Annotated in this window: 19 protein-coding genes and 2 tRNA genes; 12 read left to right on the top strand and 9 right to left on the bottom strand. The window is 70.8% G+C overall.

Going from position 1 to position 23,566, the window contains the following annotated elements:
• Positions 1–255: 255 nt before the first annotated feature.
• Positions 256–942 (bottom strand): vancomycin high temperature exclusion protein, encoded by a 687-nt coding sequence (locus ACFTZL_RS00350; protein ID WP_382576330.1) that lies wholly within the window; start codon positions 940–942, stop codon positions 256–258.
• Positions 943–1,154: 212 nt separating this feature from the next.
• On the opposite strand from ACFTZL_RS00350, the gene ACFTZL_RS00345 reads away from it, so the two are divergent.
• The 6 genes from ACFTZL_RS00345 to dnaG all read left to right on the top strand — a co-directional run bounded on the left by ACFTZL_RS00345 (position 1,155) and on the right by dnaG (position 8,226).
• Positions 1,155–1,925: a sirohydrochlorin chelatase gene (locus tag ACFTZL_RS00345; RefSeq protein ID WP_382576327.1), complete on the top strand. Its 771-nt coding sequence runs from the start codon at positions 1,155–1,157 to the stop codon at positions 1,923–1,925.
• A gap of 51 nt (positions 1,926–1,976) precedes the next feature.
• On the top strand, positions 1,977–2,999 hold the full coding sequence (locus ACFTZL_RS00340) for an AraC family transcriptional regulator (RefSeq protein ID WP_382576325.1): 1,023 nt from the start codon (positions 1,977–1,979) through the stop codon (positions 2,997–2,999).
• A gap of 121 nt (positions 3,000–3,120) precedes the next feature.
• On the top strand, positions 3,121–3,471 hold the full coding sequence (locus ACFTZL_RS00335) for a hypothetical protein (RefSeq protein ID WP_382576323.1): 351 nt from the start codon (positions 3,121–3,123) through the stop codon (positions 3,469–3,471).
• An 84-nt stretch (positions 3,472–3,555) separates the two neighbouring features.
• The gene (locus tag ACFTZL_RS00330; protein ID WP_382576321.1) at positions 3,556–4,833 is read left to right on the top strand and encodes a deoxyguanosinetriphosphate triphosphohydrolase; all 1,278 of its coding nucleotides are present in this window, start codon (positions 3,556–3,558) and stop codon (positions 4,831–4,833) included.
• A gap of 166 nt (positions 4,834–4,999) precedes the next feature.
• Positions 5,000–6,265, top strand: a complete 1,266-nt coding sequence (locus tag ACFTZL_RS00325; RefSeq protein ID WP_382576319.1) for an NAD(P)/FAD-dependent oxidoreductase — start codon at positions 5,000–5,002, stop codon at positions 6,263–6,265.
• Positions 6,266–6,312: 47 nt separating this feature from the next.
• On the top strand, positions 6,313–8,226 hold the full coding sequence (dnaG, locus tag ACFTZL_RS00320; RefSeq protein WP_382576316.1) for a DNA primase: 1,914 nt from the start codon (positions 6,313–6,315) through the stop codon (positions 8,224–8,226).
• A 6-nt stretch (positions 8,227–8,232) separates the two neighbouring features.
• Here dnaG and ACFTZL_RS00315 read toward each other — a convergent pair whose 3' ends face one another.
• Together ACFTZL_RS00315 and ACFTZL_RS00310 are read right to left on the bottom strand one after the other, a co-directional pair.
• Entirely contained in the window at positions 8,233–9,228 is a 996-nt protein-coding gene (locus tag ACFTZL_RS00315; protein WP_382576313.1) for a nucleotidyl transferase AbiEii/AbiGii toxin family protein, read from the bottom strand.
• Positions 9,225–9,845, bottom strand: coding sequence for a hypothetical protein (locus tag ACFTZL_RS00310; RefSeq protein ID WP_382576310.1), 621 nt, complete (start codon positions 9,843–9,845; stop codon positions 9,225–9,227). Before ACFTZL_RS00310 ends, ACFTZL_RS00315 begins: the two co-directional genes overlap by 4 nt.
• Positions 9,846–9,983: 138 nt before the next feature.
• On the opposite strand from ACFTZL_RS00310, the gene ACFTZL_RS00305 reads away from it, so the two are divergent.
• Complete coding sequence (locus ACFTZL_RS00305; RefSeq protein WP_382576307.1) at positions 9,984–11,267, top strand: RNA polymerase sigma factor; 1,284 nt, start codon at positions 9,984–9,986, stop codon at positions 11,265–11,267.
• Positions 11,268–11,438: 171 nt separating this feature from the next.
• Here the strand turns inward: ACFTZL_RS00305 and ACFTZL_RS00300 are convergent, their stop codons facing one another.
• The 4 genes from ACFTZL_RS00300 to ACFTZL_RS00285 form a co-directional block, all read right to left on the bottom strand.
• Positions 11,439–13,367 carry an ABC transporter ATP-binding protein gene (locus ACFTZL_RS00300; RefSeq protein ID WP_382576304.1) on the bottom strand — a complete coding sequence of 643 codons (1,929 nt, stop codon included), beginning with the start codon at positions 13,365–13,367 and terminating at the stop codon, positions 11,439–11,441.
• Positions 13,367–15,100, bottom strand: a complete 1,734-nt coding sequence (locus tag ACFTZL_RS00295; RefSeq protein WP_382576301.1) for an ABC transporter ATP-binding protein — start codon at positions 15,098–15,100, stop codon at positions 13,367–13,369. The genes ACFTZL_RS00300 and ACFTZL_RS00295 overlap by 1 nt, the downstream gene beginning before the upstream one ends.
• A gap of 113 nt (positions 15,101–15,213) precedes the next feature.
• Positions 15,214–16,665, bottom strand: a complete 1,452-nt coding sequence (locus ACFTZL_RS00290) for an FGGY-family carbohydrate kinase (RefSeq protein ID WP_382576298.1) — start codon at positions 16,663–16,665, stop codon at positions 15,214–15,216.
• A gap of 155 nt (positions 16,666–16,820) precedes the next feature.
• Positions 16,821–17,126, bottom strand: a complete 306-nt coding sequence (locus tag ACFTZL_RS00285; RefSeq protein ID WP_189725003.1) for a YtxH domain-containing protein — start codon at positions 17,124–17,126, stop codon at positions 16,821–16,823.
• A gap of 160 nt (positions 17,127–17,286) precedes the next feature.
• Between ACFTZL_RS00285 and ACFTZL_RS00280 the strand changes: the two genes are divergently transcribed.
• Both ACFTZL_RS00280 and ACFTZL_RS00275 read left to right on the top strand, forming a co-directional pair.
• Positions 17,287–17,359, top strand: a tRNA-Asn gene (locus ACFTZL_RS00280).
• 190 nt (positions 17,360–17,549) lie between these two features.
• Positions 17,550–17,626 (top strand) — tRNA-Ile (locus ACFTZL_RS00275).
• Between the two features lie 119 nt (positions 17,627–17,745).
• On the opposite strand, the gene ACFTZL_RS00270 is transcribed toward ACFTZL_RS00275, so the two are convergent.
• Both ACFTZL_RS00270 and ACFTZL_RS00265 read right to left on the bottom strand, forming a co-directional pair.
• The gene (locus ACFTZL_RS00270) at positions 17,746–18,783 is read right to left on the bottom strand and encodes a Clp protease N-terminal domain-containing protein (protein WP_382576295.1); all 1,038 of its coding nucleotides are present in this window, start codon (positions 18,781–18,783) and stop codon (positions 17,746–17,748) included.
• A gap of 65 nt (positions 18,784–18,848) precedes the next feature.
• The gene (locus ACFTZL_RS00265) at positions 18,849–19,448 is read right to left on the bottom strand and encodes a hypothetical protein (protein WP_382576292.1); all 600 of its coding nucleotides are present in this window, start codon (positions 19,446–19,448) and stop codon (positions 18,849–18,851) included.
• Positions 19,449–19,708: 260 nt separating this feature from the next.
• Between ACFTZL_RS00265 and ACFTZL_RS00260 the strand changes: the two genes are divergently transcribed.
• The 3 genes from ACFTZL_RS00260 (at position 19,709) to ACFTZL_RS00250 (ending at position 23,548) form a co-directional block, all read left to right on the top strand.
• Positions 19,709–21,484 carry a sensor histidine kinase gene (locus ACFTZL_RS00260; protein ID WP_382576338.1) on the top strand — a complete coding sequence of 592 codons (1,776 nt, stop codon included), beginning with the start codon at positions 19,709–19,711 and terminating at the stop codon, positions 21,482–21,484.
• A gap of 126 nt (positions 21,485–21,610) precedes the next feature.
• Positions 21,611–22,273 carry a response regulator gene (locus tag ACFTZL_RS00255; RefSeq protein ID WP_382576289.1) on the top strand — a complete coding sequence of 221 codons (663 nt, stop codon included), beginning with the start codon at positions 21,611–21,613 and terminating at the stop codon, positions 22,271–22,273.
• Positions 22,274–22,609: 336 nt separating this feature from the next.
• A complete protein-coding gene (locus tag ACFTZL_RS00250) occupies positions 22,610–23,548 on the top strand; it encodes an amidohydrolase family protein (RefSeq protein WP_382576288.1) in 939 nt (312 codons plus the stop codon).
• Positions 23,549–23,566: the final 18 nt, after the last annotated feature.

The raw sequence follows: 23,566 nt of genomic DNA, 5'->3' as shown, positions 1-23,566 counted from the left end.
CCGCCGAGGCGGTCCCCATGGCGGCCGGCACGGCCAGCAACGCGCCCGCGGCGGCCATCACCAGCGCGGAGCGAAGTCGAGTCATCAGGTGTCCTTTCCCCCAGTTCGCGACGGCGGCCCGATCCGCCGCCGCACGGCGACGACACTAAGCGTGATCGTGTGAACACGGAGAGCGTCCAAGGCGTATTTCATGCTCCGGGGTGAAATGTGCGCGTCAAACCCGCTCCGGCAGAACGTCCTGATTCATCCGACAGGCTATTCGGCCGTGGCCAACGCCCGTTCCACGCCCGGCTCTTGGGGCCCGAGGAACCGGGGATCCGGCCGGAACGCCGCGTCCAGCGCCGCCTTCCCGGCGGCGAAGATCTCCCGGGCGCCGCCGTAATACCAAGTGGCGTCATGCACCGCGTCCACCCCGACCCCGTACGACTCGACCCCCGCCGCCCGGCACAGCGCCACCGCCCGCCGGATGTGGAAGCCCTGGCTGATCAGCACGGCCTCGTCCACACCGAAGATCTTCTTCGCGCGCACGCAGGAGTCCCATGTGTCGAACCCGGCGTAGTCGCTGACGATCCGCCCGTCGGGCACCCCGTGCCGCGTCAGATACACGCGCATCGCGTCCGGCTCGTCGTAGTCCTCGCGGCTGTTGTCCCCCGTGACGAGCACCACCTCGACCCGCCCCTTCCGGTACAGCTCCGCCGCCGCGTCCAGCCGGTGCGCGAGGTACGGCGAGGGCTCCCCGTCCCACAGCCCCGCCCCGAACACCACGGCCACATCGGTACGGGGCACGTCCGCCGCCGTCCGCAGCCGGTCACCCGCCACCGTGTACATCCAGGTCGCCGGAAGCAGCCCGAGCACACACCCGGCCATCACGGCCTGCACCAGCCGTCGCTGCCCCCGGCGGGTACGCGGCAGCCTCGGTCTGCGGAACTTCGGAGCACGCATCGGACAGGTCCCTCCCCAGGTCGGTCTGACATTCGAGGACGTCCGATCGGCCCGTCCGGTTCACCGCGCGGCACGTGACCAGCTTCACGCGAAACCCCGAATCCCCAGGTCAAGGGCGCTCACACCGGCCATGACCCCCATGGTGAACCGCCGGAAAACACCCGTGACCCCCACGCAACGGGGAGGCAACGTGGTGCCGCGACCATCGGTACATGCCCAGCAAGCTCAGCCTCGTCCCGCCGACCGCGGCCCGCCGCCCGGTCCCGCCCGCCCTCGTCGTCGTGGCGCACGGCAGCCGCGACCCGCGCGCGCTGAGCACGGTCCGCGCCCTCCTCGACCGGGTCCGCGCCCTGCGCCCCGGTCTGCCGGTGCACCTCGGGCACATCGAACTGAACGCCCCCCTGCTCCCCGACACGCTCGCCGCCCTCGGGGACACGGAAGCGGTCCTCGTCCCCCTCCTCCTCAGCCGCGGCTACCACGTCAAGCAGGACATCCCCGAGATAGCCGCGGCGGCCCGGGCCCGCACCCGGTTGGCGGCCCCCCTGGGCCCGCACCCCCTCCTGGTGGACGCCCTCCAGTCCCGTCTGACGGAGGCCGGCTGGGGCCGGACGCCCCGCAGCGGCAGCGCGGTCGTCCTCGCGGCAGCGGGCTCCCGCGACCCGGACGCGAAGAGGGACACCGCCCGCACGGCCCACCTCCTGGCGGCCCGCCTGGGCGTCCCCGTCCTCCCCGCCTACGCCTCGGCCGCGACCCCCACGGTCCACTCGGCCGTCCGCACCCTCCTCGCCAGGGGCCGCCGCCACATAGCCCTCTCCTCCTACTTCACGGCCCCCGGCCGCTTCGCCACGGAGACCACCCAAGCGGCCCCCTGGATCGCGGCATCCCCCCTGGGCACCCACCCGTCCATGGCCGACCTCCTCCTCCACCGCTACGACGAGGCGCTGGCAGCCTCGCCCGCCGTACCGGAACTGGCCTCGGCCTGAGACGTCGGTGTGTACTGGTGTCCTGCCCTGGCGGGGGGCCAGGAGAGGGGCGTGCGAGGGCGCGTCGAGCGGGCGAGGAGAAGCGTGCTGATCGAGACGGTGTTCCGGAGTGAGGACCTGCCGGCGGTGGACCGGTTCGACTGCTGGCGCGAATTAGTCGGCCAGACGCATGCTCCGCTGGAATTGCGCAGTGACCACCGGGCGGATTTCCGGGCTTCACAACGTGTGCTGGACCTCGGTGTCGTACTGGTGTGGCCGACACGTTTCCAGCCGGTGTGCTTCCGGCGGACGCCGAAGCTGATCCGGCAGTCCGATCCCGAGGGACTGCACGTCTCGCTGCCGCTGAGCGGGGCGCTGCGTACGGTCCGGGGCGAGGAGGAGACGGTGTACGGCCCGGACGACCTGTGCGTCGTCGACACCTCGCGACCCGTCGACGTTCATGGGGGTGACGACTCACAACCCCACACCGGGGTGGGAGTGGAGGTCCCCAAAGCGCTGCTGTCGCTGCCCCACCGCACACTCGACCGGGTGGCCGGGCTGCGGCTGTCGGCGAGCGAGGGGTTCGGTTCCCTGCTGGCACAGTTGCTCACCCAATTGGCGGAACGCACTGATTCCTATCGGCCCGCCGACGCGCCACGGCTCGGGGCCGTGGTGGTGGACCTGCTGTCCGCGCTGTTCGCCCACGCCCTCGAAGCGGAGGACTCGCTCTCACCGGAAACGCGCAGGCAGTCCCTCGTCCTCCGTATCCGGGCCTTCGTCCAGCAGCGCCTGCACGACCCGCGGCTGACACCGAGCGCCGTCGCCGCCGCGCACCACATCTCCACCAGCTACCTGCACCGCCTCTTCCAGCAGGAAGGCGAAACGGTCGCGGCCTGGATCCGCGGCCAGCGCCTGGAACGTGCGCGCCGCGCCCTCGCGGATCCCGCGATGAACGCCACCCCCATCCAGACCATCGGCGCCCGCTGCGGCTTCCCCCGCGCATCCGACTTCACCCGCGCTTTCCGCACCGCCTACGGAATCCCGCCCAGGGAGTACCGCCACCAGTGCCTCGCGAGTAGGCGCATCGCCAAGTAAGTGTGCACTCAGCGCTAATGAAACCCATACTGCCGACGCCTATCGTGAAACGCATACGCCAGTGAGCGATGTATCGCGAAAGGAAATCGGATTCAGCATGGTAAGTCGCAACCGAACGGTCATGGGCGTCCTCGCTTCGAGCGCCCTGCTGATTCTGGCGTTCGCTCCTCCAGCGCAGGCGGACGGCTCGGTAAAGACCCTTGCGTGGGGTGATCTGAAAGCGGGTGCCGGGCGTGCGCTCTTCAAGAGCAAGGGTGACCGTCTCACCGTCATCGACTATGCGGACGACGGTCGTAGTGTCTCGGTGTCCATCGGCGGCAAGGATTTTGCGTACTACGATCCGGATGGACTGTCGGGCCGTGAATTCAACCTCGACTTTCCAGAAGGCAAAAAGCTGGTGCTCGGCATCTGCCTGAAACACGGCAATCATTACGAGGACGGTACCTGCACCCGCACCACGGTCAGGGCATAGTCCGACGGTGGAACAGCCGCGCGCGGCACCTCAGATGTGCGGGGGTGTATCGATGCGCGGCTCTGCCGCGCTTACTGTCGTCACATGGACGGCACCGCACAACACCCCCCGGCCTACGACCCGACGTCAGTCGACCGCTGGGCCCAAGAGCCAGACAAACGCCCCGGCCGCACCGCCTTCCAACGCGACCGCGCCCGAGTCCTCCACTCCGCCGCCCTGCGACGCCTCGCCGGCAAAACCCAGGTCGTGACGCCCGGCACCATGGGCCCGGCCTGGGACGCCAGCCCCCGCACCCGCCTCACCCACTCCCTCGAATGCGCCCAGGTCGGCCGAGAGCTCGGCGCGGCCCTCGGCTGCGACCCGGACCTCGTGGAAGCCGCCTGCCTCTCCCATGACCTGGGCCACCCGCCCTTCGGGCACAACGGCGAACAGGCCCTCAACGAGTTCGCGGCCGACTGCGGCGGCTTCGAGGGCAACGCCCAGTCCCTCAGACTCCTCACCCGCATCGAGCCCAAACGGTTCACCCCGGACGGCTCCGTCGGCCTCAACCTCACCCGCGCCACCCTGGACGCCGCCACCAAGTACCCCTGGCCCCGAGGCGCCCACCCCACCGACCCGGACTCCCCGAAGTTCGGTGTCTACGAGGACGACCGCCCCGTCTTCGACTGGCTCCGCAAGGACGCCCCCGGCACCCGCACCTGCTTTGAGGCGCAGGTCATGGACTGGTCCGACGACGTGGCCTACTCGGTGCACGACGTGGAGGACGGCCTGCACGCCGGTCACATCGACCCGAACTGCCTGCACGCCGACCCCGAACGCCAGGACGTCTTCGAGGTCGCCTGCGGCCGCTACGTACCGTCCGACACCGATCCCGCGGAGCTCGCCGAGGCCCTGGACGGGCTCCTCGCCCAGGAGTGGTGGCCGCACGGCTACGACGGCACCGCCGTGGCGCAGGCCCGGCTGAAGGACGCCACCAGCCAGCTCATCGGCCGCTTCTGCCTGGCCGCCGAGGCCGCGACCCGCGCCGCGTACGGCGGCGGACGGCTCACCCGGTACGCCGCCGAGCTGGTCGTGCCGCGCCAGGCCCGTATGGAGTGCGCCGTCCTCAAGGCCGTCGCCGATCTCTACGTCATGCAGCGCGCCGAGCAGGAACGCCTGCGCGCCGACCAGCGGATCGTCGTGGCCGAACTGGCCGAGGCGCTCACCGCCCGCGCCCCGGACGGCCTGGACCCGCAGTTCCGCGCGCTGTTCGACCAGGCGCCGGACGACCGTGCCCGCAAGCGGGTGATCGTCGACCAGATCGCCTCCCTCACCGACACGTCGGCGCGTTCGCTTCACGCCCGTCTGACGGGGCAGGCATGAGACTGACGCGACGCTCGGGACCTGAGCACCCCCGAATGTGACCCTCCGTGGCCTGATCGGGTCACTCCCTCTTCCCGCATCACGCTCCGTGCGGGACGCTCGCAAGTGGCGACACCGGCTGTGTTCACTGGGGAGACACCCCCCAGACCCCCGTAGGAGGCATCAAGTGGTCGACGCGGATCAGACATTCGTCATCGTCGGAGGCGGACTGGCAGGCGCCAAGGCAGCCGAGACGCTCCGCACGGAGGGCTTCACCGGCCGCGTGATACTGATCTGCGACGAACGTGACCACCCCTACGAGCGCCCGCCCCTGTCCAAGGGCTACCTCCTCGGCAAGGAGGAACGCGACAGCGTCTTCGTGCACGAGCCCGCCTGGTACGCGCGCAACGACATCGAGCTGCACCTGGGCCACACCGTCGACGCGATCGACCGCACCGCCAAGACGGTCCGCTTCGGCGAGGACGGCACCGTCGTCCGTTACGACAAGCTGCTCCTGGCGACCGGCGCGGAGCCTCGCCGCCTCGACATCCCGGGCACGGACCTGGCGGGCGTGCACCACCTGCGCCGCCTCGCCCACGCCGAACGGCTCAAACACGTCCTGACCAACCTAGGCCGCGACAACGGCCACCTCGTGATCGCGGGCGCCGGCTGGATCGGCCTGGAGGTCGCGGCGGCGGCCCGCGAGTACGGCGCGGAGGTCACGGTCATCGAGCGCGGGCCGACCCCGCTGCACGGCGTCCTGGGCCCGGAGCTCGGCGGGCTCTTCGCCGAGCTGCACCGAGAACACGGCGTCCGCTTCCACTTCGGCGCCCGGCTCACCGAGATCGTCGGCCAGGACGGCATGGTCCTCGCGGCCCGCACCGACGACGGCGAGGAGCACCCGGCGCACGACGTCCTGGCCGCGATCGGCGCGGCCCCCCGCACCCACCTCGCGGAGGCGGCCGGCCTGGAGATCGCCGACCGTGCCCGGGGCGGCGGCATCGTCGTCGACCAGCGGCTGCGCACCTCCGACCCGGACATCTACGCGGCCGGCGACGTGGCCTCCTTCCACCACGCCCTCTTCGAGACCAGCCTGCGGGTGGAGCACTGGGCCAACGCGCTGAACGGGGGACCGGCTGCCGCCCGCTGCATGCTCGACCGCGGGGTGACGTACGACCGCGTGCCCTACTTCTTCTCCGACCAGTACGACCTGGGCATGGAGTACTCCGGCTGGGCGCCTCCGGGCACCTACGACCAGGTGGTGATCCGCGGGGACGCCGGCAAGCGCGAGTTCATCGCCTTCTGGGTGAAGGAGGGCCGGGTGCTGGCCGGGATGAACGTCAACGTGTGGGACGTCACAGACAAGATCCAGCACCTGATCCGCACCAAGGCCCAGGTGGAAACGGATTCGCTGGCGGACCCGCACGTGCCGCTGGACAGCCTCGCCTCATAGCCCTCAGGGCTGTCAGGACTGTCGGTGGGCCCCCGTAGAATTCACGCGTGGCTGGACGGATCAACGACGAGGACGTGAAGGCGGTACGGGACGCGGTCCCGATCGACGCCGTGGTGTCCGAGTACCTCCAGCTCCGCAACGCGGGCGGCGGAAACCTGAAGGGTCTCTGCCCGTTCCACGACGAGAAGTCACCGTCCTTCCAGGTCAGCCCCAGCAAGGGTCTGTTCCACTGCTTCGGCTGCCAGGAGGGCGGCGACACCATCACGTTCGTGATGAAGATCGACCACCTCTCCTTCTCGGAGGTGGTCGAGCGCCTGGCAGGCCAGGCGGGCATCACCCTGCGCTACGAGGAGGGCGGCTACAACCCCTCCCACCAGCGCGGCGAACGGATCCGCCTGGTCGAGGCCCACAAGATCGCGGCGGAGTGGTACGCGGAACAGCTCGCGACGTCCCCCGAGGCCGACACCGGCCGGGTCTTCCTCGCCGAGCGCGGTTTCGACCAGGCCGCCGCCGTGCACTTCGGCGTCGGCTACAGCCCCCAGGGCTGGGACCACCTCACGCGCTTCCTGCGCGGCAAGGGCTTCACCGACAAGGAGCTCCTCCTCTCCGGGCTCGCCCAAGAGGGCCGCCGCGGCCCCATCGACCGCTTCCGCGGCCGCCTGATGTGGCCTATCCGGGACATCGGCGGCGAGGTCGTCGGCTTCGGCGCCCGCAAGCTCTACGAGGCCGACAACGGCCCCAAGTACCTCAACACGCCCGACACGGCGATCTACAAGAAGTCCCAGGTCCTCTACGGCATCGACCTGGCGAAGAAGGACATCGCGAAGTCCAGCCGCGCGGTGGTGGTCGAGGGCTACACGGACGTCATGGCCTGCCACCTGGCCGGCGTCACCACGGCCATCGCCACCTGCGGCACGGCCTTCGGCGGCGACCACATCAAGATCCTCCGCCGGCTCCTCATGGACAACGGCTCGGCCCGTGTCATCTTCACCTTCGACGGCGACGCGGCCGGCCAGAAGGCGGCCCTGCGCGCGTTCGAGGACGACCAGAAGTTCGCCGCCGAGACGTACATCGCCATCGCCCCGGACGGCATGGACCCCTGCGACCTGCGCCTCGCCAAGGGCGACGAGGCCGTGGCCGACCTGGTCGAACCCCGCACCCCGCTCTTCGAGTTCGCCCTCCGCCAGATCGTCGCCCGCTACGACCTCGACACCCCCGCGGGCCGCGCCGCCGCCCTGGACGAGGCGGCGCCCATCGTCGCCCGCATCAAGAACAGCGGCGCCCAGCACGAGGTCGCCGTCCAGCTCGCCGGCATGCTCGGCATCCTCGACACCCAGTTCGTGGTCAAGCGCGTGGCCCAGCTTGCCCGCTGGGCCCGCGACCGCGGCGGCAAGGGCCCGGCCCCGGACCGGCACCAGCAGGCGTCCCAGCAGTACGCCTCCGCCCAGCCGTCCGCCGGCCCCCGCGGCCCGGCCCTCAACCTCCGCAACCCCGTCTTCGCCACCGAACGCGAACTCCTCAAACTGGCCCTCCAGCGCCCGGAACTCGTCTCCCCGGCCTTCGACGCCTACGGAGCCGACGAGTTCACCGCCCCGCCCTACGCCGCCGTACGCATGGCCATCCTGGACGCGGGCGGCGCCGAACTGGGCGTCGAGGACCCCCAGGACTACCTGGTCAAAGTCCGCGAGGCCGCCCCCGACGACGCGGTCCGCGCGATGGTCACGGAACTGGCCGTCGAGGCGATCATGCTCCGCAGAGCGGTCGACGAGCCCTACGCCGGCGCCCAACTGGTCACCGTCCGCCGCCGCGCCGTAGAACGCCGCATCCGAGACATCACCAGCCAGCTCACCCGCCTCGGCACCCAAGCCGACCCGGCCCAGCTCGCCGCCGTACAGAACGAACTCTGGGTCCTCCAGCAGTACGACCAGACGTTGCGCGCACACGGCGCCGCCGCGCTGTAGACCGGGTCAGGCCCCGGTCCCCTCGAACGTCGGGGTCACGGCCCGCACCAACCGGTCGGCGAACGCCCGCTCGTCGTTCCTGAAGTGCGGATACTCCGTGACGAAGTGGTTCCACTCCACGTACCCGACCGCCTCCACCACGTCCTCCAGAAGGATCTCCTCGCGGTACGGGTACGGCCACTCGCCCGACAGCCGGAACACCTCGTGCAGCAGCTCGCGGCGCAGTGGATGCCGCTCGGCCAGGAGCACGGCGTCGTACAGGTCCTTGCCCTGCGCGTACATGTCGTTGATCACCCACATCAGCTTCCACGCCAGCGACAGCTCCGGCGTCGCCGCCTGCACGATCGCGCCGCCCGGCAGCTCGACCGGCTCGGGCTCCTCGGGCAGCCGCTCGTTGAAGACGAAGTCGAGCTGGACGTGCCCGCCGGGTAGCCCGGGCGCGCCCCAGGGCAGCAGCATCCGACGGCCCGGCACCCGCTCGTAGGTCCAGATGTCCTCGACCACCGCGCCCCGGGCCGAGATGCCGACCTCGCGCCCGCGGGCGTCGGCCAGTGTCTGCGCGGCCTCGGCGATCCCGGTCAGCATCCGGTCCGTACGCCCGTCGTCGATCCGCCAGGCCGGCGGTACGACGACGAAGTCCAGGTCCCCGGGCTCGCGGGCTGTGTCGCCGAACCACACCGACATCAGCACGCTGCCCCGCAGCACCAGCGAGTCCACCCACTCGGAGTCGGCGATCGCGGCCAGCACCAGGTGCAGGGCCTGGCGGCGGGCCGCCCGCCATGCCTTGCCCCGAGCCGGGTCGGCGAAGCGCGGGTCGGTGGCGCGGTAGGCGTTCTGGTAGTGCTTCAGGGCCGGGTCGAAGACCGGGAGCTGCACCACGTCGTCCCCCGGCACCGGCTGGAGCGACTTCGGTAGCTGCTCGGCCCTGCGGGTGGCGTCGTCCAGGGGCTCACGGGGAATCTCCGTGTTCGCCCAGCCGAAGCCCTGCCACGACTGTTTCATTGCGACACCCCCACCGGCTCTCCGAGCCATCCGTCGTCCACCGACACATCACTGTCGTGCAGCACGAACTCACGCTCCACTTGCAGCACTTCGAGGCCGGCGAGCGCAGACAGCAACGCCTCCAACGCCAGCCCGGCGCCCTCCGCGTCCACCCCGTGGCACCGCTGGGTCACGAACCGCTCGTGCCGGGCCGCGTCCCGCACCCGCCGGGCGTTCCACGACAGGTGGGCGCCGTGCGGCAGCACCCGGGCGGCGAGGCCCGCGAGGTCCGTGTCCGGGGCGAGCAGCAGCTTCACATGGTGCTCGAAGTACCGTCCGTCCGCGCACGGCCGGCGCGGCACCTCCGGCGCCCACGGCGACGACTCGATCTTCACCCGCACCGGCTCGAAGCCGTCCGCCCGCAGGCGCGCCGTCACGTCCCGCGCCCGCCGGGACTCCTCGGCGTACGACGCGGAACCGGACAGGGTGAGCATCGGCTGGTCGCGCATCCGGCCCCGGGCCAGCACGATGTGCGTCAGCTTGAGATCTGCCTCTGCCGCCCACCGGCCCAGCCGGTCCGTTGCGCCCGTACCGGAGCAGCGGACCGTCACATGCGTTTCGTACAAGGAAGCGGACACCCGCGGATCGTGCCAGATCAGTGGTGGCAGGGGCACCCGGGTTTCCCGGGAGGGTCACCACGCGGTCACGTCCCGAACGCAAAAAGTCATCGCACGCCCCTCGTGGCGACGATGTGTCTTCCCCCACACTGGGTTGCGGTGCCTGAGTCCTCGGAGCGCGGCCGATCCGTCACCGACGGGTCCCAGACCCCCGCGGTTCCGCTCATCGCGTACGGGACGGAAAGCGGCGAGGCCGTCGACTCCGCCCCCGAAGTACCGCTGCCGCACACCTTGGCAGCGATCATCCTGGAGGTCGCCCCCGTGCAGACCCAGACCCTCACCCAGACCGACGCCGACGCCGGTGACGCGCCGGACGCGGAGGCCGACACCCTCCCCGCGGTGCCGGCACAGAGCCTCGTCGTGCACCACCCCGAGACGGAACCGGAGCCGGAGGAGCCGCCCGCCGAGGCCCTCGAGACGGCCGAGGCTCCCCAAGCCGTCGTGAGGCCGCCGACCCGCACCGAGAGCGGCAGTCCCTCCTCGGACCTGTTCCGCCAGTACCTGCGGGAGATCGGCCGCATCCCGCTGCTGACCGCGGCCGAGGAGGTCGAACTCGCCCGCCGGGTCGAGGCCGGCCTGTTCGCCGAGGACAAGCTGAGCAACACGCCTGATCTGGACAGCCAGTTGGCGCTGGACCTCGACCGGCTCGTCGTCATGGGCAGGATGGCCAAGCGCCGGCTCATCGAGGCGAACCTGCGGCTCGTCGTGTCCGTGGCGAAGAGGTACGTCGGGCGCGGGCTGACCATGCTCGACCTCGTCCAGGAGGGCAACCTCGGCCTCATCCGGGCCGTCGAGAAGTTCGACTACGCCCGCGGCTACAAGTTCTCCACCTACGCCACCTGGTGGATCCGCCAGGCCATGTCCCGCGCCCTGGCCGACCAGGCCCGCACCATCCGGGTCCCCGTCCACGTCGTGGAGCTCATCAACCGGGTCGTACGGGTGCAGCGGCGGATGCTCCAGGAACGGGGGTACGAGCCGACGCCCGAGGAGGTCGCCGCGCACCTGGACCTGGCGCCGGAGCGGGTCAGCGAGGTCCTGCGTCTCGCCCAGGAGCCGGTGTCGTTGCACGCGCCCGTGGGCGAGGAGGACGACGTCGCCCTCGGCGACCTCATAGAGGACGGCGACGCCACCAGCCCCGTGGAGTCGGCCGCGTTCCTCCTCCTCAGGGAGCACCTGGAGGCGGTCCTGTCGACCCTGGGGGAGCGGGAACGCAAGGTCGTCCAGCTCCGCTACGGCCTCGCCGACGGCCGCCCCCGCACGCTGGAGGAGATAGGCCGCATCTTCGGCGTGACGCGGGAGCGGATACGGCAGATCGAGTCCAAGACCCTCAACAAGCTGAGGGACCACGCCTTCGCGGACCAGCTGAGGGGCTATCTGGACTGATGCCGTCCGCAGGCCGGTGGGGGCTGGTCGCGCAGTTCCCCGCGCCCCCAAGCGGGTCGCCCCCGTTGCGGGCATGCGTGCCGCTGGGGGCGGCACGGGTGGGCGCCGCGGCACCCCGCAACGCCGGGCTGCGCGCCCGCCCGAGCCCAGCCCCAGCGCCGAGCAGCGAACTCAGTCCACCTCGGCCACCGCCTGCGCGAACTGCGCCTTGTACAGCCGCGCGTAGGCCCCGTCGGACGCCAGCAACTCCCCGTGCGTCCCCTGCTCCACGATCGCCCCGTCCTCCATCACGAGAATCGCGTCCGCGTCCCGGATCGTCGACAGCCGGTGCGCGATGACGAACGACGTACGCCCGTGCGCCAGCTTCGCCATGGCCTTCTGGATCAGCACCTCGGTCCGGGTGTCGACCGAACTGGTCGCCTCGTCCAGCACCAGGATCACCGGGTCGGACAGGAACGCCCGGGCGATGGTGATGAGCTGCTTCTCGCCCGCGCTGACCCCGGTCCCCTCGTCGTCGATCACCGTGTCGTACCCGTCCGGCAGCGTACGGATGAACCGGTCCGCGTGCGCGGCCCGGGCCGCCTCCTCGATCTCCCCCCGGGTCACCTTCCGGGACGCCCCGTACGCGATGTTCTCCGCGATCGTGCCGCCGAACAGCCAGGTGTCCTGGAGCACCATGCCGATCCCGGCCCGCAGTTCGTCCCGGGACATCCGCGCGATGTCGACCCCGTCGAGGGTGATGCGCCCGCCGGTGACGTCGTAGAACCGCATCAGCAGATTCACGAGCGTCGTCTTGCCGGCCCCCGTCGGGCCGACGATGGCCACCGTCTGCCCGGGCTCGACCTTCAGCGACAGGTCCTCGATCAGCGGCGTGTCAGGGTCGTAGCGGAACGAGACGCGCTCCAGCGCCACCAGCCCGCGCAACTCCTCGGGCCGCACGCCCGGCACCGGATCGGCCCCCTGCTCCTCCGCGTCCAGCAGCTCGAAGACCCGCTCCGCCGAGGCGACACCCGACTGCACCAGGTTCGCCATGGACGCGACCTGCGTCAGCGGCATCGAGAACTGCCGCGAGTACTGGATGAAGGCCTGCACATCACCGATGGACAGCGAGCCCGAGGCCACCCGCAGCCCGCCGACGACCGCGACCAGCACATAGTTGAGGTTCGACACGAACATCATCAGCGGCTGCATGACCCCGCTGTTGAACTGCGCCCTGAACCCGGCCTCGTACAGCGCGTCGTTCTGCTCGGCGAACTGCCTGGCCGACTCCTCCTGCCGCCCGAACACCTTCACCAGGGTGTGCCCGGTGTACATCTCCTCGATGTGCGCGTTCAGCTTGCCCGTCGTACGCCACTGCTGCACGAAGTGCGGCTGCGACCGCTTGCCCACGCGCGTGGCGATGACGAACGACAGCGGCACGGTCACCAGCGCGACCAGCGCCAGGATCCAGGAGACCCAGAACATCATCGCGAGGACACCGATGATGGTCAGCACCGAGTTGATGAGCTGCCCCATCGACTGCTGGAGCGTCTGCCCGATGTTGTCGATGTCGTTCGTCGCCCGGGACAGCACCTCGCCGCGCTGACGCTTGTCGAAGTACGACAGCGGCAGCCGCGACAGCTTCGTCTGCACGTCCTCGCGCATCCGGAACATGGTCCGGTTCACGGCCCGGTTCACCAGCCGCGTCGCCACCGCCATCAGCAGCCCGGCCACCGCGAACACGCCCAGCGCGAGCAGCAGCACATGCCCCACGGCCGTGAAGTCGATGCCCTCGCCCGGGGTGAAGTCGGTGCTGCGCAGCATGTCGGCGACGTCACCGTCCCCGCGCTGCCGCATGGAGTCGAGGACCTGCTCCTTGCTCGCCCCCTCCGGCATGCCCCGTCCGACGATGCCCGCGAAGACCAGGTCCGTCGCCTTGCCGAGGATCTTCGGCCCGACGACGCTGAGGCCGACGCTCAGCACCACGCACAGCAGCAGCACATAGATGGTGAGCCGCTCCGGCCGGAACCGCGCGACCAGGCGTTTGCCCGACCCCTTGAAGTCCAGCGAGCGCTGGTCGGGGCCGCCCCCGGCCATCATCCGCCCCATCGGCCCGGCCATCAGGCAGCCTCCGCTTCCGTGAGCTGGGAGAGCACGATCTCCCGGTAGGTCTCGTTGTCCGCCATCAGCTCGTGGTGCCGGCCGGTGCCGACGACCCGGCCCTCGTCGAGGACGACGATCCGGTCGGCGTCCCGGATGGTCGCCACCCGCTGGGCGACGATCACGACGGTCGCCTCCGCGGTCTCCTGCCCGAGCGCGGCCCGCAGGGCGGCGTCCGTGGCGTAGTCGAGCGCGGAGAAGGAGTCGTCGAAGAGATAGATCTCGGGCCGCTGCACCAGCGTCCGGGCGATCGCGAGCCGCTGCCGCTGACCACCGGAGACATTCGTCCCGCCCTGTGAGATCGGCGCGTCGAGCCCGCCCTCGAGACGCTCGACGAAGTCCTTGCCCTGCGCCACCTCCAGCGCGTGCCACAGCTCCTCGTCGGTGGCGTCCGGATTGCCGTAGCGCAGATTCGTCGCCACCGTGCCCGCGAACAGATACGGCTTCTGCGGCACCAGCCCGACGGTCCGCGCGAGCAGCACCGGATCGATCTCCGCCACCTCGACACCGTCCACGAGCACCTGCCCGTCGGTCGCGTCGAACAGCCGCGGCACCAGCCCGAGCAGCGTGGACTTGCCGCTGCCGGTCGAGCCGATGACGGCGGTCGTCTCGCCCGGCCGGGCGAGCAGGTCCACGGTCCGCAGCACCGGCTCCTCGGCACCCGGATAGCGGAAGCCGGCCTCCCGGATCTCCAGATGCCCGTGCCGGCGCAGCTCCCGTACGGGCGCGGACGGCGGCACGACGCTGGAGGAGGTGTCCAGCACCTCCGAGATGCGCTCGGCGCACACCTCCGCCCGCGGCACCATCATGAACATGAAGGTGGCCATCATCACGGACATGACGATCTGCATCAGATAGGCGAGGAACGCCGTCAGATCGCCGATCTGCATCCCGCCGCTGTCGATGCGGTGCGCGCCGAACCACACCACGGCGATCGACGACAGGTTCACCACCGTCATGACGATCGGGAACATCAGCGCGAGCAGATTGCCCGTGCCCAGCGCGAAGTCCGTGAGATCGGTGTTGGCCTTCCGGAAGCGCTGCTGCTCGTACTCGTCCCGGACGAAGGCGCGGATCACCCGGTTGCCGGTGATCTGCTCGCGCAGCACCCGGTTCACCGTGTCCAGCCGCTCCTGCATCGCCCGGAACAGCGGCCGCAGCCGCCGCACGATCAGCGTCACGCAGATGCCCAGCACCGGCACGACCGCCACCAGCACGCCGGACAGCGGAACGTCCAGGCCGAGCGCCAGCACGATGCCGCCCACGCACATGATCGGCGCCGACACCAGCAGCGTGAACGTCATCAGCGCCAGCATCTGCACCTGCTGGACGTCGTTCGTCGTACGGGTGATCAGCGAAGGCGCCCCGAAGTGACCCAGCTCACGCGAGGAGAACGACTGCACCCGGTCGAACACGGACGCCCGCAGGTCCCGCCCGAGCGCCGAGGCCGTACGGGCGCCGTAGTACACGGCACCGATGTTGCACACGACCTGGACCAGCGAGATGCCGATCATCAGACCGCCGTAGCCCACGATGTAGCCGGTGTCGCCGTTCACGACGCCCTGGTCGATGATGTCCGCGTTCAGCGTGGGCAGGTAGAGCGTGGCGCAGGTCTGCAGGAACTGCAGCAGCACCAGCAGGGTGATGGGTCTCTTGTAGGGCCTGAGGTAGGTCCGCAGGAGTCGTATGAGCACGCTGCTTCTCTCGGAGTGGGCGACAGGGCGGTTGGTTGCCCCTGGCCCCTATCGTCGAACACTCCACCCGCGTTACCTCAACCGAATTAACCCAACAGGGCCTACTGGGCCTCCTACCGAAGCGCCCCGGGATGGGTCTGCTCCCGTACCGCCACGAACTGCTGACGCACCGCCTGGCCCACGGCCAGGTCCTCGCCGGGCTCCAGCACCTGGGCGACCGCGCCCTGCCAGGTCGGCGGGGTCCGCGCGTCGAGCGCGCCCTGTGACACGCCGAGGGCCCAGGCCGCCTGGCGGGCGGCGCCGATCGCGGCGTAGTCCGCCGGCTGCGGCACCACGACCTGCGTCCCGAACAGCGCGGGCGCGGCGGCCTGCACGGCGGGCAGTTCGGCGGCCGACCCGAGCAGGAAGACCCGCCGTACCTCCACGCCCCGGCCCCGCAGCACGTCCAGCGCGTCCGCGAGCCCGCACAGCATGCCCTCGAACGCGGCCCGCGCCAGATGCTCCGCCTTCATCGACTCACGCCGGAGCCCCGCCAGGGTCCCGGCGGTGTGCGGCAGGTTCGGCGTCCGCTCACCCTCCAGATAGGGCAGCAGCACCAGCCCGTGCGACCCCGGCGTGGACTTCATCGCCAGGTCGGACAGGCTCTCCAGATCGGGCAGCCCCAGCAGCTCGGCGGTCCCGCGCAGCGTCCGTACGGCGTTCAGCGTGGTGACGACCGGCAGGTGCATGCCCGTCGCGTCGGCCAGCGCGGTGATCATCCCGGACCCGTCGACCAGCGCCTCGGGGTGTACGGCCATCACGGACCCGGTCGCGCCCAGCGACACGACCGCGTCCCCGAGGCCGATGCCCAGCCCGAACGCCGCCGCCATGGTCTCGCCGGTCCCTACGGAAATCAGCAGCCCCTCCGGCGTCCTGCCCGCCGCGTCCGCCGGGCCGATCACCTCCGGCAGCATCACCTGCTGCCCGAGCGCCAGCTCGACGAGATCGGGCCGGTAGCCGCCGGTCGCCGCCGACCAGTACCCGGTGCCGGACGCCCCGCCCCGGTCGGTGGTTCTTCTGACCGGCCGGCCCAGCAACTGCCACACCAGCCAGTCGTGCGCCTGCAGGAGGATCGCGGTGCGCTGCGCGTTGTCGGGCTCGGTCCGGGCCAGCCAGCGCAGCTTCGTCACCGGCTGCGCGGCCTGCGGCACACAGCCCACCGCCTGCGCCCACGCCTCGCGCCCGCCGAGCGCGTCGACCAGATCGGCCGCCGCGACCTGCGTCCGCTTGTCGCTGCCGACCATCGCCGGCCGCACGGTGTTGCCCTGCGCGTCCAGCGGTACGACGGCGTTCTGCTGCGCCGACACGCCGATGGCCTGCACGCCCTCGAGGAGCCCGCCGCCCGCCGCCTCGCCCAGGGACAGCAGCCAGGCCTGTGGATCGACGTCGGACGGCCGGCCGCCGCCCTCGGGGCTCTCCACCGGATGCTGCGCATATCCCTGCCTGAGCACGGCTCCGGAGTCCGTGTCACAGACGACGATACGAGTGAAATCGGGTGAACTGTCCAACCCGGCGACTATCCCCATGGCCAAAATTCTGCCGTACCGATGCGCTGGCCGGGGCCTTGGGCGCGGTGGGGGTGTGTCGCCGGGCCTCGGATGCGGGCGCGTCGTGGCTGGTCGCGCAGCTCCCCGCCCCCCTCAGGGGGGCGGGTGCGTGCTCGGGCTCTGAAAAGGAACTGTTACGTGTTGCTTGTGCCCCAGTCGTCTTCGCCGCCGTTGTGAGTGGCCCGGTCGCGGAGGTGGCGGACCCGGTCGGCCACCGACTCGGGGACGCGGTCTCCGACCTTGTCGCTCACCACGTGGTACGCCTTGCCCGCGAACTCACGGCCCTGGTGGGCCGCCGACTCGGCGGTGTTGCGGACGGCCGGGTTCTGCGCGAACTGCTGGGCCGTCTTCTTGAGCTGCTCGTAGCGCTCGCGTCCGGCCCTCGTGCCCAGCACGTAACCCAGGACGACTCCGGCGACGAACGTGAGCCGGTAACGCATGGCGGCCACCCTTCCCTTGCGTAGGTCTCCTGTGCGGTGTTGGCGCCCCGCCGGGTACCGATTGGCGGAGCACCCCCCTGCTTGCGCTAATGTATGTGTCGCAGCGAGCGAGCGCCCCCTGGCGGATACCCAGGTAGGTACGTTCGATGCAACGAGGCATTCCTCGGTAGCTCAATTGGCAGAGCAGCCGGCTGTTAACCGGCAGGTTACTGGTTCGAGTCCAGTCGGGGGAGCATGGTGAACGAGGACCCCTCTCAGGGGTCCTTTTTCATGTCTGTTCCGATGTCCTGGGAACCGCGCGGAGCCCGGCGCGGTCCTCATGGTCACGAAGGCCGTGCGAAGCCGACCATCCGAAGCAGGAGATCGTATGAGCGGCTATGCTGCGGCAGACGGCGCGCACACATGTACGCGACACGCCGCTATGGGGCGGTAGCTCAGCCGGTTAGAGCAGCGGACTCATAATCCGTCGGCCGTGGGTTCGAGTCCCACCCGCCCCACCAAGCACCATCGGTGCAGGAACGATCTGACCTGGGGAAAAGTCAGAGCCCTGAGAATACCGTGGCGGCGTTCGCCACGCGGGCGCCACACCGTAGTCCCATACGATTTTTCTCCCGCACGATCAAGAAGTCAGCGCGTCGATGAGCTGCCGGGCGCGTGTCTCCTCGCTGAGGAGGGTCTCGACCAGAGGGCCGGTGCCCGGGTCGTCCGGCGACGCGCAACCGGAGTCGGCCGACCGCACCGCGCGTGGGCGTGCGGCCTCATCGAGGTACTTCTTGACGGGCCGGGCGTCGGCCGTCAGGCGGACGCGGTCACCGGTCAGGGCACTGTGAACCGAGGCGTAGTCGATGCCCAGGCGGGCCAGCCGCTCACCGCCCGCGTATCGGGTGTCGGGGGCGGGGGCGCTCGCTTTCGCCAGATGCGGGTACTGGAGCGCGACCTCGTGGGTGGCCAGAATCGCCAGCAGGACATGCTCGGTGCCCACCGCGCGGTTGCCGAGACGGCGTGCCTGGTCGTAGGTCTCCATACTGACCCACCAGGCAGGCCTCGAAGCCCAGTTGACCCCTGTGAACCTGAGTACCCACCGCTCCAGGAAGGGCCTGTGACGATAGTGGCTACGGCCGAGAAGAACGTCGCGGGTGGTGTGCAGCAGGGGGGCGAGGCTGTCCTGCCGGCTTCCGGATCCGCCGTCGAGTCGGGCGCGTACGGCCTGTGGTGTGACGCGGCATGCGCCCAGCAGTTCCACCGCGCGGTTGTCCTCCTCCTCCAGCAACGCCCGCAGCAGATGAACGGCGGTGAACTTCGCCGCGTCCTCCCGCTGTGCCTGCCCCATCGCCGCGGTCAGCGCCCTGGCCGCGGCACCGGTGAGACGGTTCCGGTCGCCGTCGTCCCCCAGCACGTCCTGCGCGGCAACACTTGCCTCGGCATCGTCGGCACCGCTCCACGCGGCGTCCCGGTCCATTCTGTCCCGCAGTACCGCCATCAGCGCGGTCTTGGTCGCTCCTTCATCGTCGAGTGCCTTGCGCGCCGGCCCCTTGGCCGTAGTGATGCCGGCCAGCAGATGCTCGGTGCCCATCGCTCCCTCGGCGGACCCCCGGGCGCCGCGGGCGGCCCCCAGGATTCCGATGACGTTCCAGTCGGGCTCCTTGATCGCTTCCATGCGGCCTTCCTCTCCCGTTCCGTTCAATGGCCCGCTGTCCTCATGTCTTTGACCCGGATGCCATGTCATCGTGACTGCAGGGCGTCCAGCGCCACGGCCTGTGCGATGGCGAGGCGGCGGTCGAGGTCGGGGGCGGCGATGTCGAGCACGTACCGGTCGCGCAGCCCGAACTTCTTGTCGACCGCCATCAACCGCTTGTCGCCCTCGGTGAAATCGAAGTGGTACGGCCATGCGAACGGCACGAAATCGGTGACCGGAAGAAACTCCCAGACTCGGCGCAGCACGGCCACCGACAGGTTCCGCTCGCGCCCGGTGAGCTCCAGCGTGCCGGGCTGCTCCAGGATCCACGTCGAGCGCAGCAAAGAGGCGACAGCCTTTTCGCGAAACGAGCCGATGGGGTTTCCCTCCTCGTCCCGCACGGTGTAGACGGCACCGATGTCGAGGACTTGGCCGGCCTCGAAGGTGCACAGGACGCGGTTCTTGGACTCGTCGGTGTAGATGGTCACCTGTTCCTTGAGCGCCATCCGTTTCTGCTGAGCGAAGGCGACGACCTCACCCTCCGAGCCGTCGGGACGGGCCACGGTCACCACGTACTGGTTGGCCATGAGGGTCATCTTCTGGAGAACGCTGAACCGATCGTGCGTCTGCAGCTGTGCGTTGTCCACGTGACGACTCCCGCCTTTTCATCTCTTGAGCGGCTCAGTGGTGAACTGCCCGCACCGCTTTTGTTCTGCTGAACCATCGTCACCGCGACGGGCGGCTCGAAGCAGTCCCCGGAAGTCGTGGCTCGCAGCGACCAACGGCGACGGGCGGGGCGCGCGTAACAGCGCCTGGCTCACCTGTGGTTGTCGACTTTCGTCGTTCGCCGTCACGACGCAGGGATGATGCTGTGCTCCCGGGCGCTGACTATCGTCGGCCCGTGGAACTGGACGAAGCACACACCGCCCGCACCGTACGGCCGCTCCGTGTCCGGCTTGCCGCCGCTTCACCCTGGAGCCGCAGAAGGATCGCCGGGGAGATCGTGCTCACCGCCGCCCTCGCCGGGTTCGCGGTGCTGCTCGAAGCGGTGAGGGCCGGTTTCGGTGTGCGAACCCTCGCTGTCGTGGCGGGTATCGCCGTGCTGTCGCTGACCAGGCGCGCGCTGCCGGCGACGGTGCTGGTCGTCTCCGCCTGCGCGGCGGCGGTACTGCCGTCCGCGGTGCCGCTGATGGTCTACGCGAGCTGGTCGGCGGGAAGCCGCATCGTCAGACCCGGGCGCGTGGTCGCCGCGTTCGCTGTCGCGCTCGTCCTCCATACCGTGCTCTCCGCCCACGAGGAGATCAGTGGCTCCGGCCTGTCGCTGCCGGTCACGGGCGCGCTGAGCGCGGCGGCGTTTCTCACGCTGGGGATCGTGCCGGGACTGGTGTCCCGCTACCGGGCGCAACGCCGCTCGCTGCTGGACGCACTGCAGCGGAACAACGCCCAGCTCATGCGCGAGCAGGCGATGGTGGCACGACAGGCGCGCCTGCTGGAGCGAGGCCGCATCGCCCAGGACATGCACGACAGCCTCGGCCACCAACTCGCCCTGATCTCCGTGCACGCGGGCGCCCTGCAGGTTGATCCGGACCTGACCGATCGCCAGCGGGAAGGGGTCCGGATCCTGCGCGACGCCTCCGTGGCCGCGATGGGGGAGCTGCGCGAGGCCGTCGGCATCCTCCACGAGGACCGGGACGACCGGAACCGGCCCGACGGCCACACCGAGCACGCCGGGCACTCTCCGGCCGCGGCCGGCGACGCGGGCGGCGGGCGTCCGCTCTCCCGGGCGGTGGCCTCCGTCGACGGCCTGGTCGCGGCGTCCCAGGCTGCGGGCGCGACCGTGGAACTGCACCGGTCCGGCGCCGCCCGGCCCCTGGCGCCCGCCGCCGACCACGCGGCGTACCGCATAGCCCAGGAGGGCCTGACCAACGCCCACAAGCACGCCCCGGGCGCCCCGATCACCCTCGCCCTGCGCTACGAGCCGGACAGCCTGGTGGTGGAGGTCGCCAACGGGCCCGCGCCGGCCGGGGTGCCGGACGCCCCCGCGGTGGTCAGCGGCGGTCAGGGACTGGCAGGCCTGCGCGAGCGGGCCCGGCTCATCGGCGGCATGGTGCACACCGGCCCCACCGCGGACGGCGGCTTCCGCATCGCGGGGATGCTTCCCTACGGCACCGGGCACGGCGAGCCCGGGCCCCGCCCGGACGAAGCGACCTCCGTCGGCCCGGACGACGACTTTGTGGGACAGCCAGGGGCGGGACCCGCGGGCAACGGTGGAGCGGTCATCAACCGTTCCGCCGACCAACGGGAGTTCGCCGCCATCATGAGCAGCAAGAAGAACGTGGCCATCGGCTGCGCCGTCACCGCCGTGGTCCTCGTCGTGAGCGTGATCACCCTGGGCGTCTGGGGGGTGAGCGCGCTGATGGACGAGCTGGACAAGTCCACGATCCCGGTGAGCGTGTACGAGTCGGTGAAGGACGGCGACCCCGAAGCCGACGTGCAGGCCAAGCTGCCCGACGAGGACTCCTTTCTGACGGCGGATCTGGAGGACCAGGGCCCGCGGATGCCCAAGGGCGCGACCTGCCGCCACTTCGCGTCCGACGACCCCGACGACACCTCGACCATCTTCCGGTTCTGCTTCCGCGACGGAAAGCTGGTCACGAAGCAGACCTTCAAGGACGAGAGCTGATCCGCACGGCCGGGAGATGACCCGGCCCGCGCTGTAGCGCCGTCTGTGCGATGCACCCGACCGGATCAAGGCATGATGGCGAGGCCATGCCATCCGCTTCACGACCGACACCGCCCAGGAGGCCGTGTGATCCGGGTCCTCGTCGCCGACGACGAGCCGCTCATCCGGGCCGGCATCAGGATGATCCTCAACTCGGCCGACGACATCGACGTGGTTGCCGAGGCCGGTGATGGCCGGGAGGCGGTGCAGAACGCCCGCGGCACCGCCGTCGATGTGGCCCTGCTGGACATCCAGATGCCGGTGATGGACGGGCTGACGGCCCTGGCGGAGTTGGGCCGGGCCGCGCCACAGGTACGGGTGCTGATCCTCACCACGTTCGGCGAGCGCGACAACGTACTGCGCGCGCTCGGCCACGGCGGCGCGGGCTTCCTGCTCAAGGACACCGCGCCCGATGAGCTGATCCACGCGGTGCGGGCGGCGGCGGCCGGGAACGCCTATCTCTCGCCGGCGGCCACCCGGCACGTGGCGGACGCCCTCGCCTCCCCCATGGCCACCGCCCGCGCGGAGGAGGCCAGGCGCCGCCTCGACGGGCTGACCGCACGGGAGCGCGACGTCCTCGCCCTGCTGGGCGAGGGCCTGTCCAACGCGGACACGGGCAGGCGGCTGCACATGAGCGAAGCCACCGTGAAGACCTACGTCAGCCGAATCCTGTCCAAGCTCGGGTGCGACAACCGGGTGCAGGCGGCGCTGCTCGCCCGCGACGCCGGACTGCACACGGGCGGGGTATGACCCGGCGGTAGGACGGGCCAGGAGCGCGGCTACGTCATGGATCCGGGCACCCTGTGCGCTTCGACGCCGACTGATACACCGGACGCCTGGACCCGGGCTGCTCCCGCCGCGCCCCGCCGCTGCCGGCGCCTGCTTCGCCGAGGTCGGCCTGTACGGATCGGAGACGCCGTTCGCCGAGTGGGCGACCACCGCTCGGCGAGCCCAGGCTGGTCCGCTCGGGTGATTCCCCGGACCCGTTCACCCTCGCCGCCCGTCCCCACGGGGTACCTCCTGGAGACGGGCTGTCACGCCGCAGCCTCGCTCACCGCACCCCGTCCCGAGGAGGCTCGGACAGACATGTCGGACCCCGCGCGCATCGACGTGCACCAGCACCTGATCCCACCGGACCTCAGCAGAGCGATGGCCGAGCGAGCCGTGGCCCTGGGCTGGCCCGCTCCCGCGTGGGACGTACAGAGCGCGATCGCGGTGATGGACGGCAGGTCGATCGCCACCGGCCTCTTGTCGTTTCCCGCCCCCCTCGCGGCCCCGGACGACCCCGCCGGAGCCCGCGCAGGCGCCCGGAGCGTGAACGAATACACCGCCGAAGTCGTCAAGGACCGGCCCGATCGCTTCGGTCACTTCGCCGTCCTTCCCCTGCCCGACGTGGACGCCGCGCTCGCCGAGGCCGCCCACGCACTGGACGAACTGAACGCCGACGGACTGATCGTCCTGTCCAACGTGCACGGCCGTTACCTCGGCGACCCGGCGTTCGAGCCGCTCTGGGCCGAGCTGGACGCCCGCGCCGCGGTCGTCCTCGTCCACCCCACCGCGCCGCCGGTCGCACCGATCCCCGGCCTGCCCGGCCCTCTGGTGGACTTCCCCTACGACACGGCCCGCACAGCCCTCCACCTGGCCATGAACGGTGTGCCAGGGCGGTACCCCCGGATCAGGACGATCCTCCCCCACGCCGGCGGCTTCCTGCCGTACGCCGCCGACCGCTTCGCGGTCGCCGCCCGGCTCCACCCCGGCTCCACACCCGAGGGCCTGCTGAGCGACCTCCGGCGCTTCTACTTCGACACCGCCATCTCCGCCGGCCCGGCCGCCCTGCCCTCACTGCTCGCCTTCGCCGCACCCGGACACGTCCTGTACGGCAGCGACTTCCCGATGCTTCCCGACGAGTGGGCCACCGGATTCGACAGCGGGCTGGACGAGTACCCGCACTGGGAACCCGAGCAGCTCCACGCCGTCAACCGTGGCAACGCCGAACTCCTCATCCCCCGGCTTGCCCGGGCCTGACACCGCCCTTCACCGTGG

The sequence above is a fragment of the Streptomyces sp. NPDC056948 genome (genome assembly GCF_042674225.1).
Taxonomy (GTDB): Bacteria; Actinomycetota; Actinomycetes; order Streptomycetales; family Streptomycetaceae; genus Streptomyces; species Streptomyces purpurascens.
Note: the sequence above shows the minus strand (reverse complement) of the source record. Positions and strands in the feature narration are given on the sequence as shown.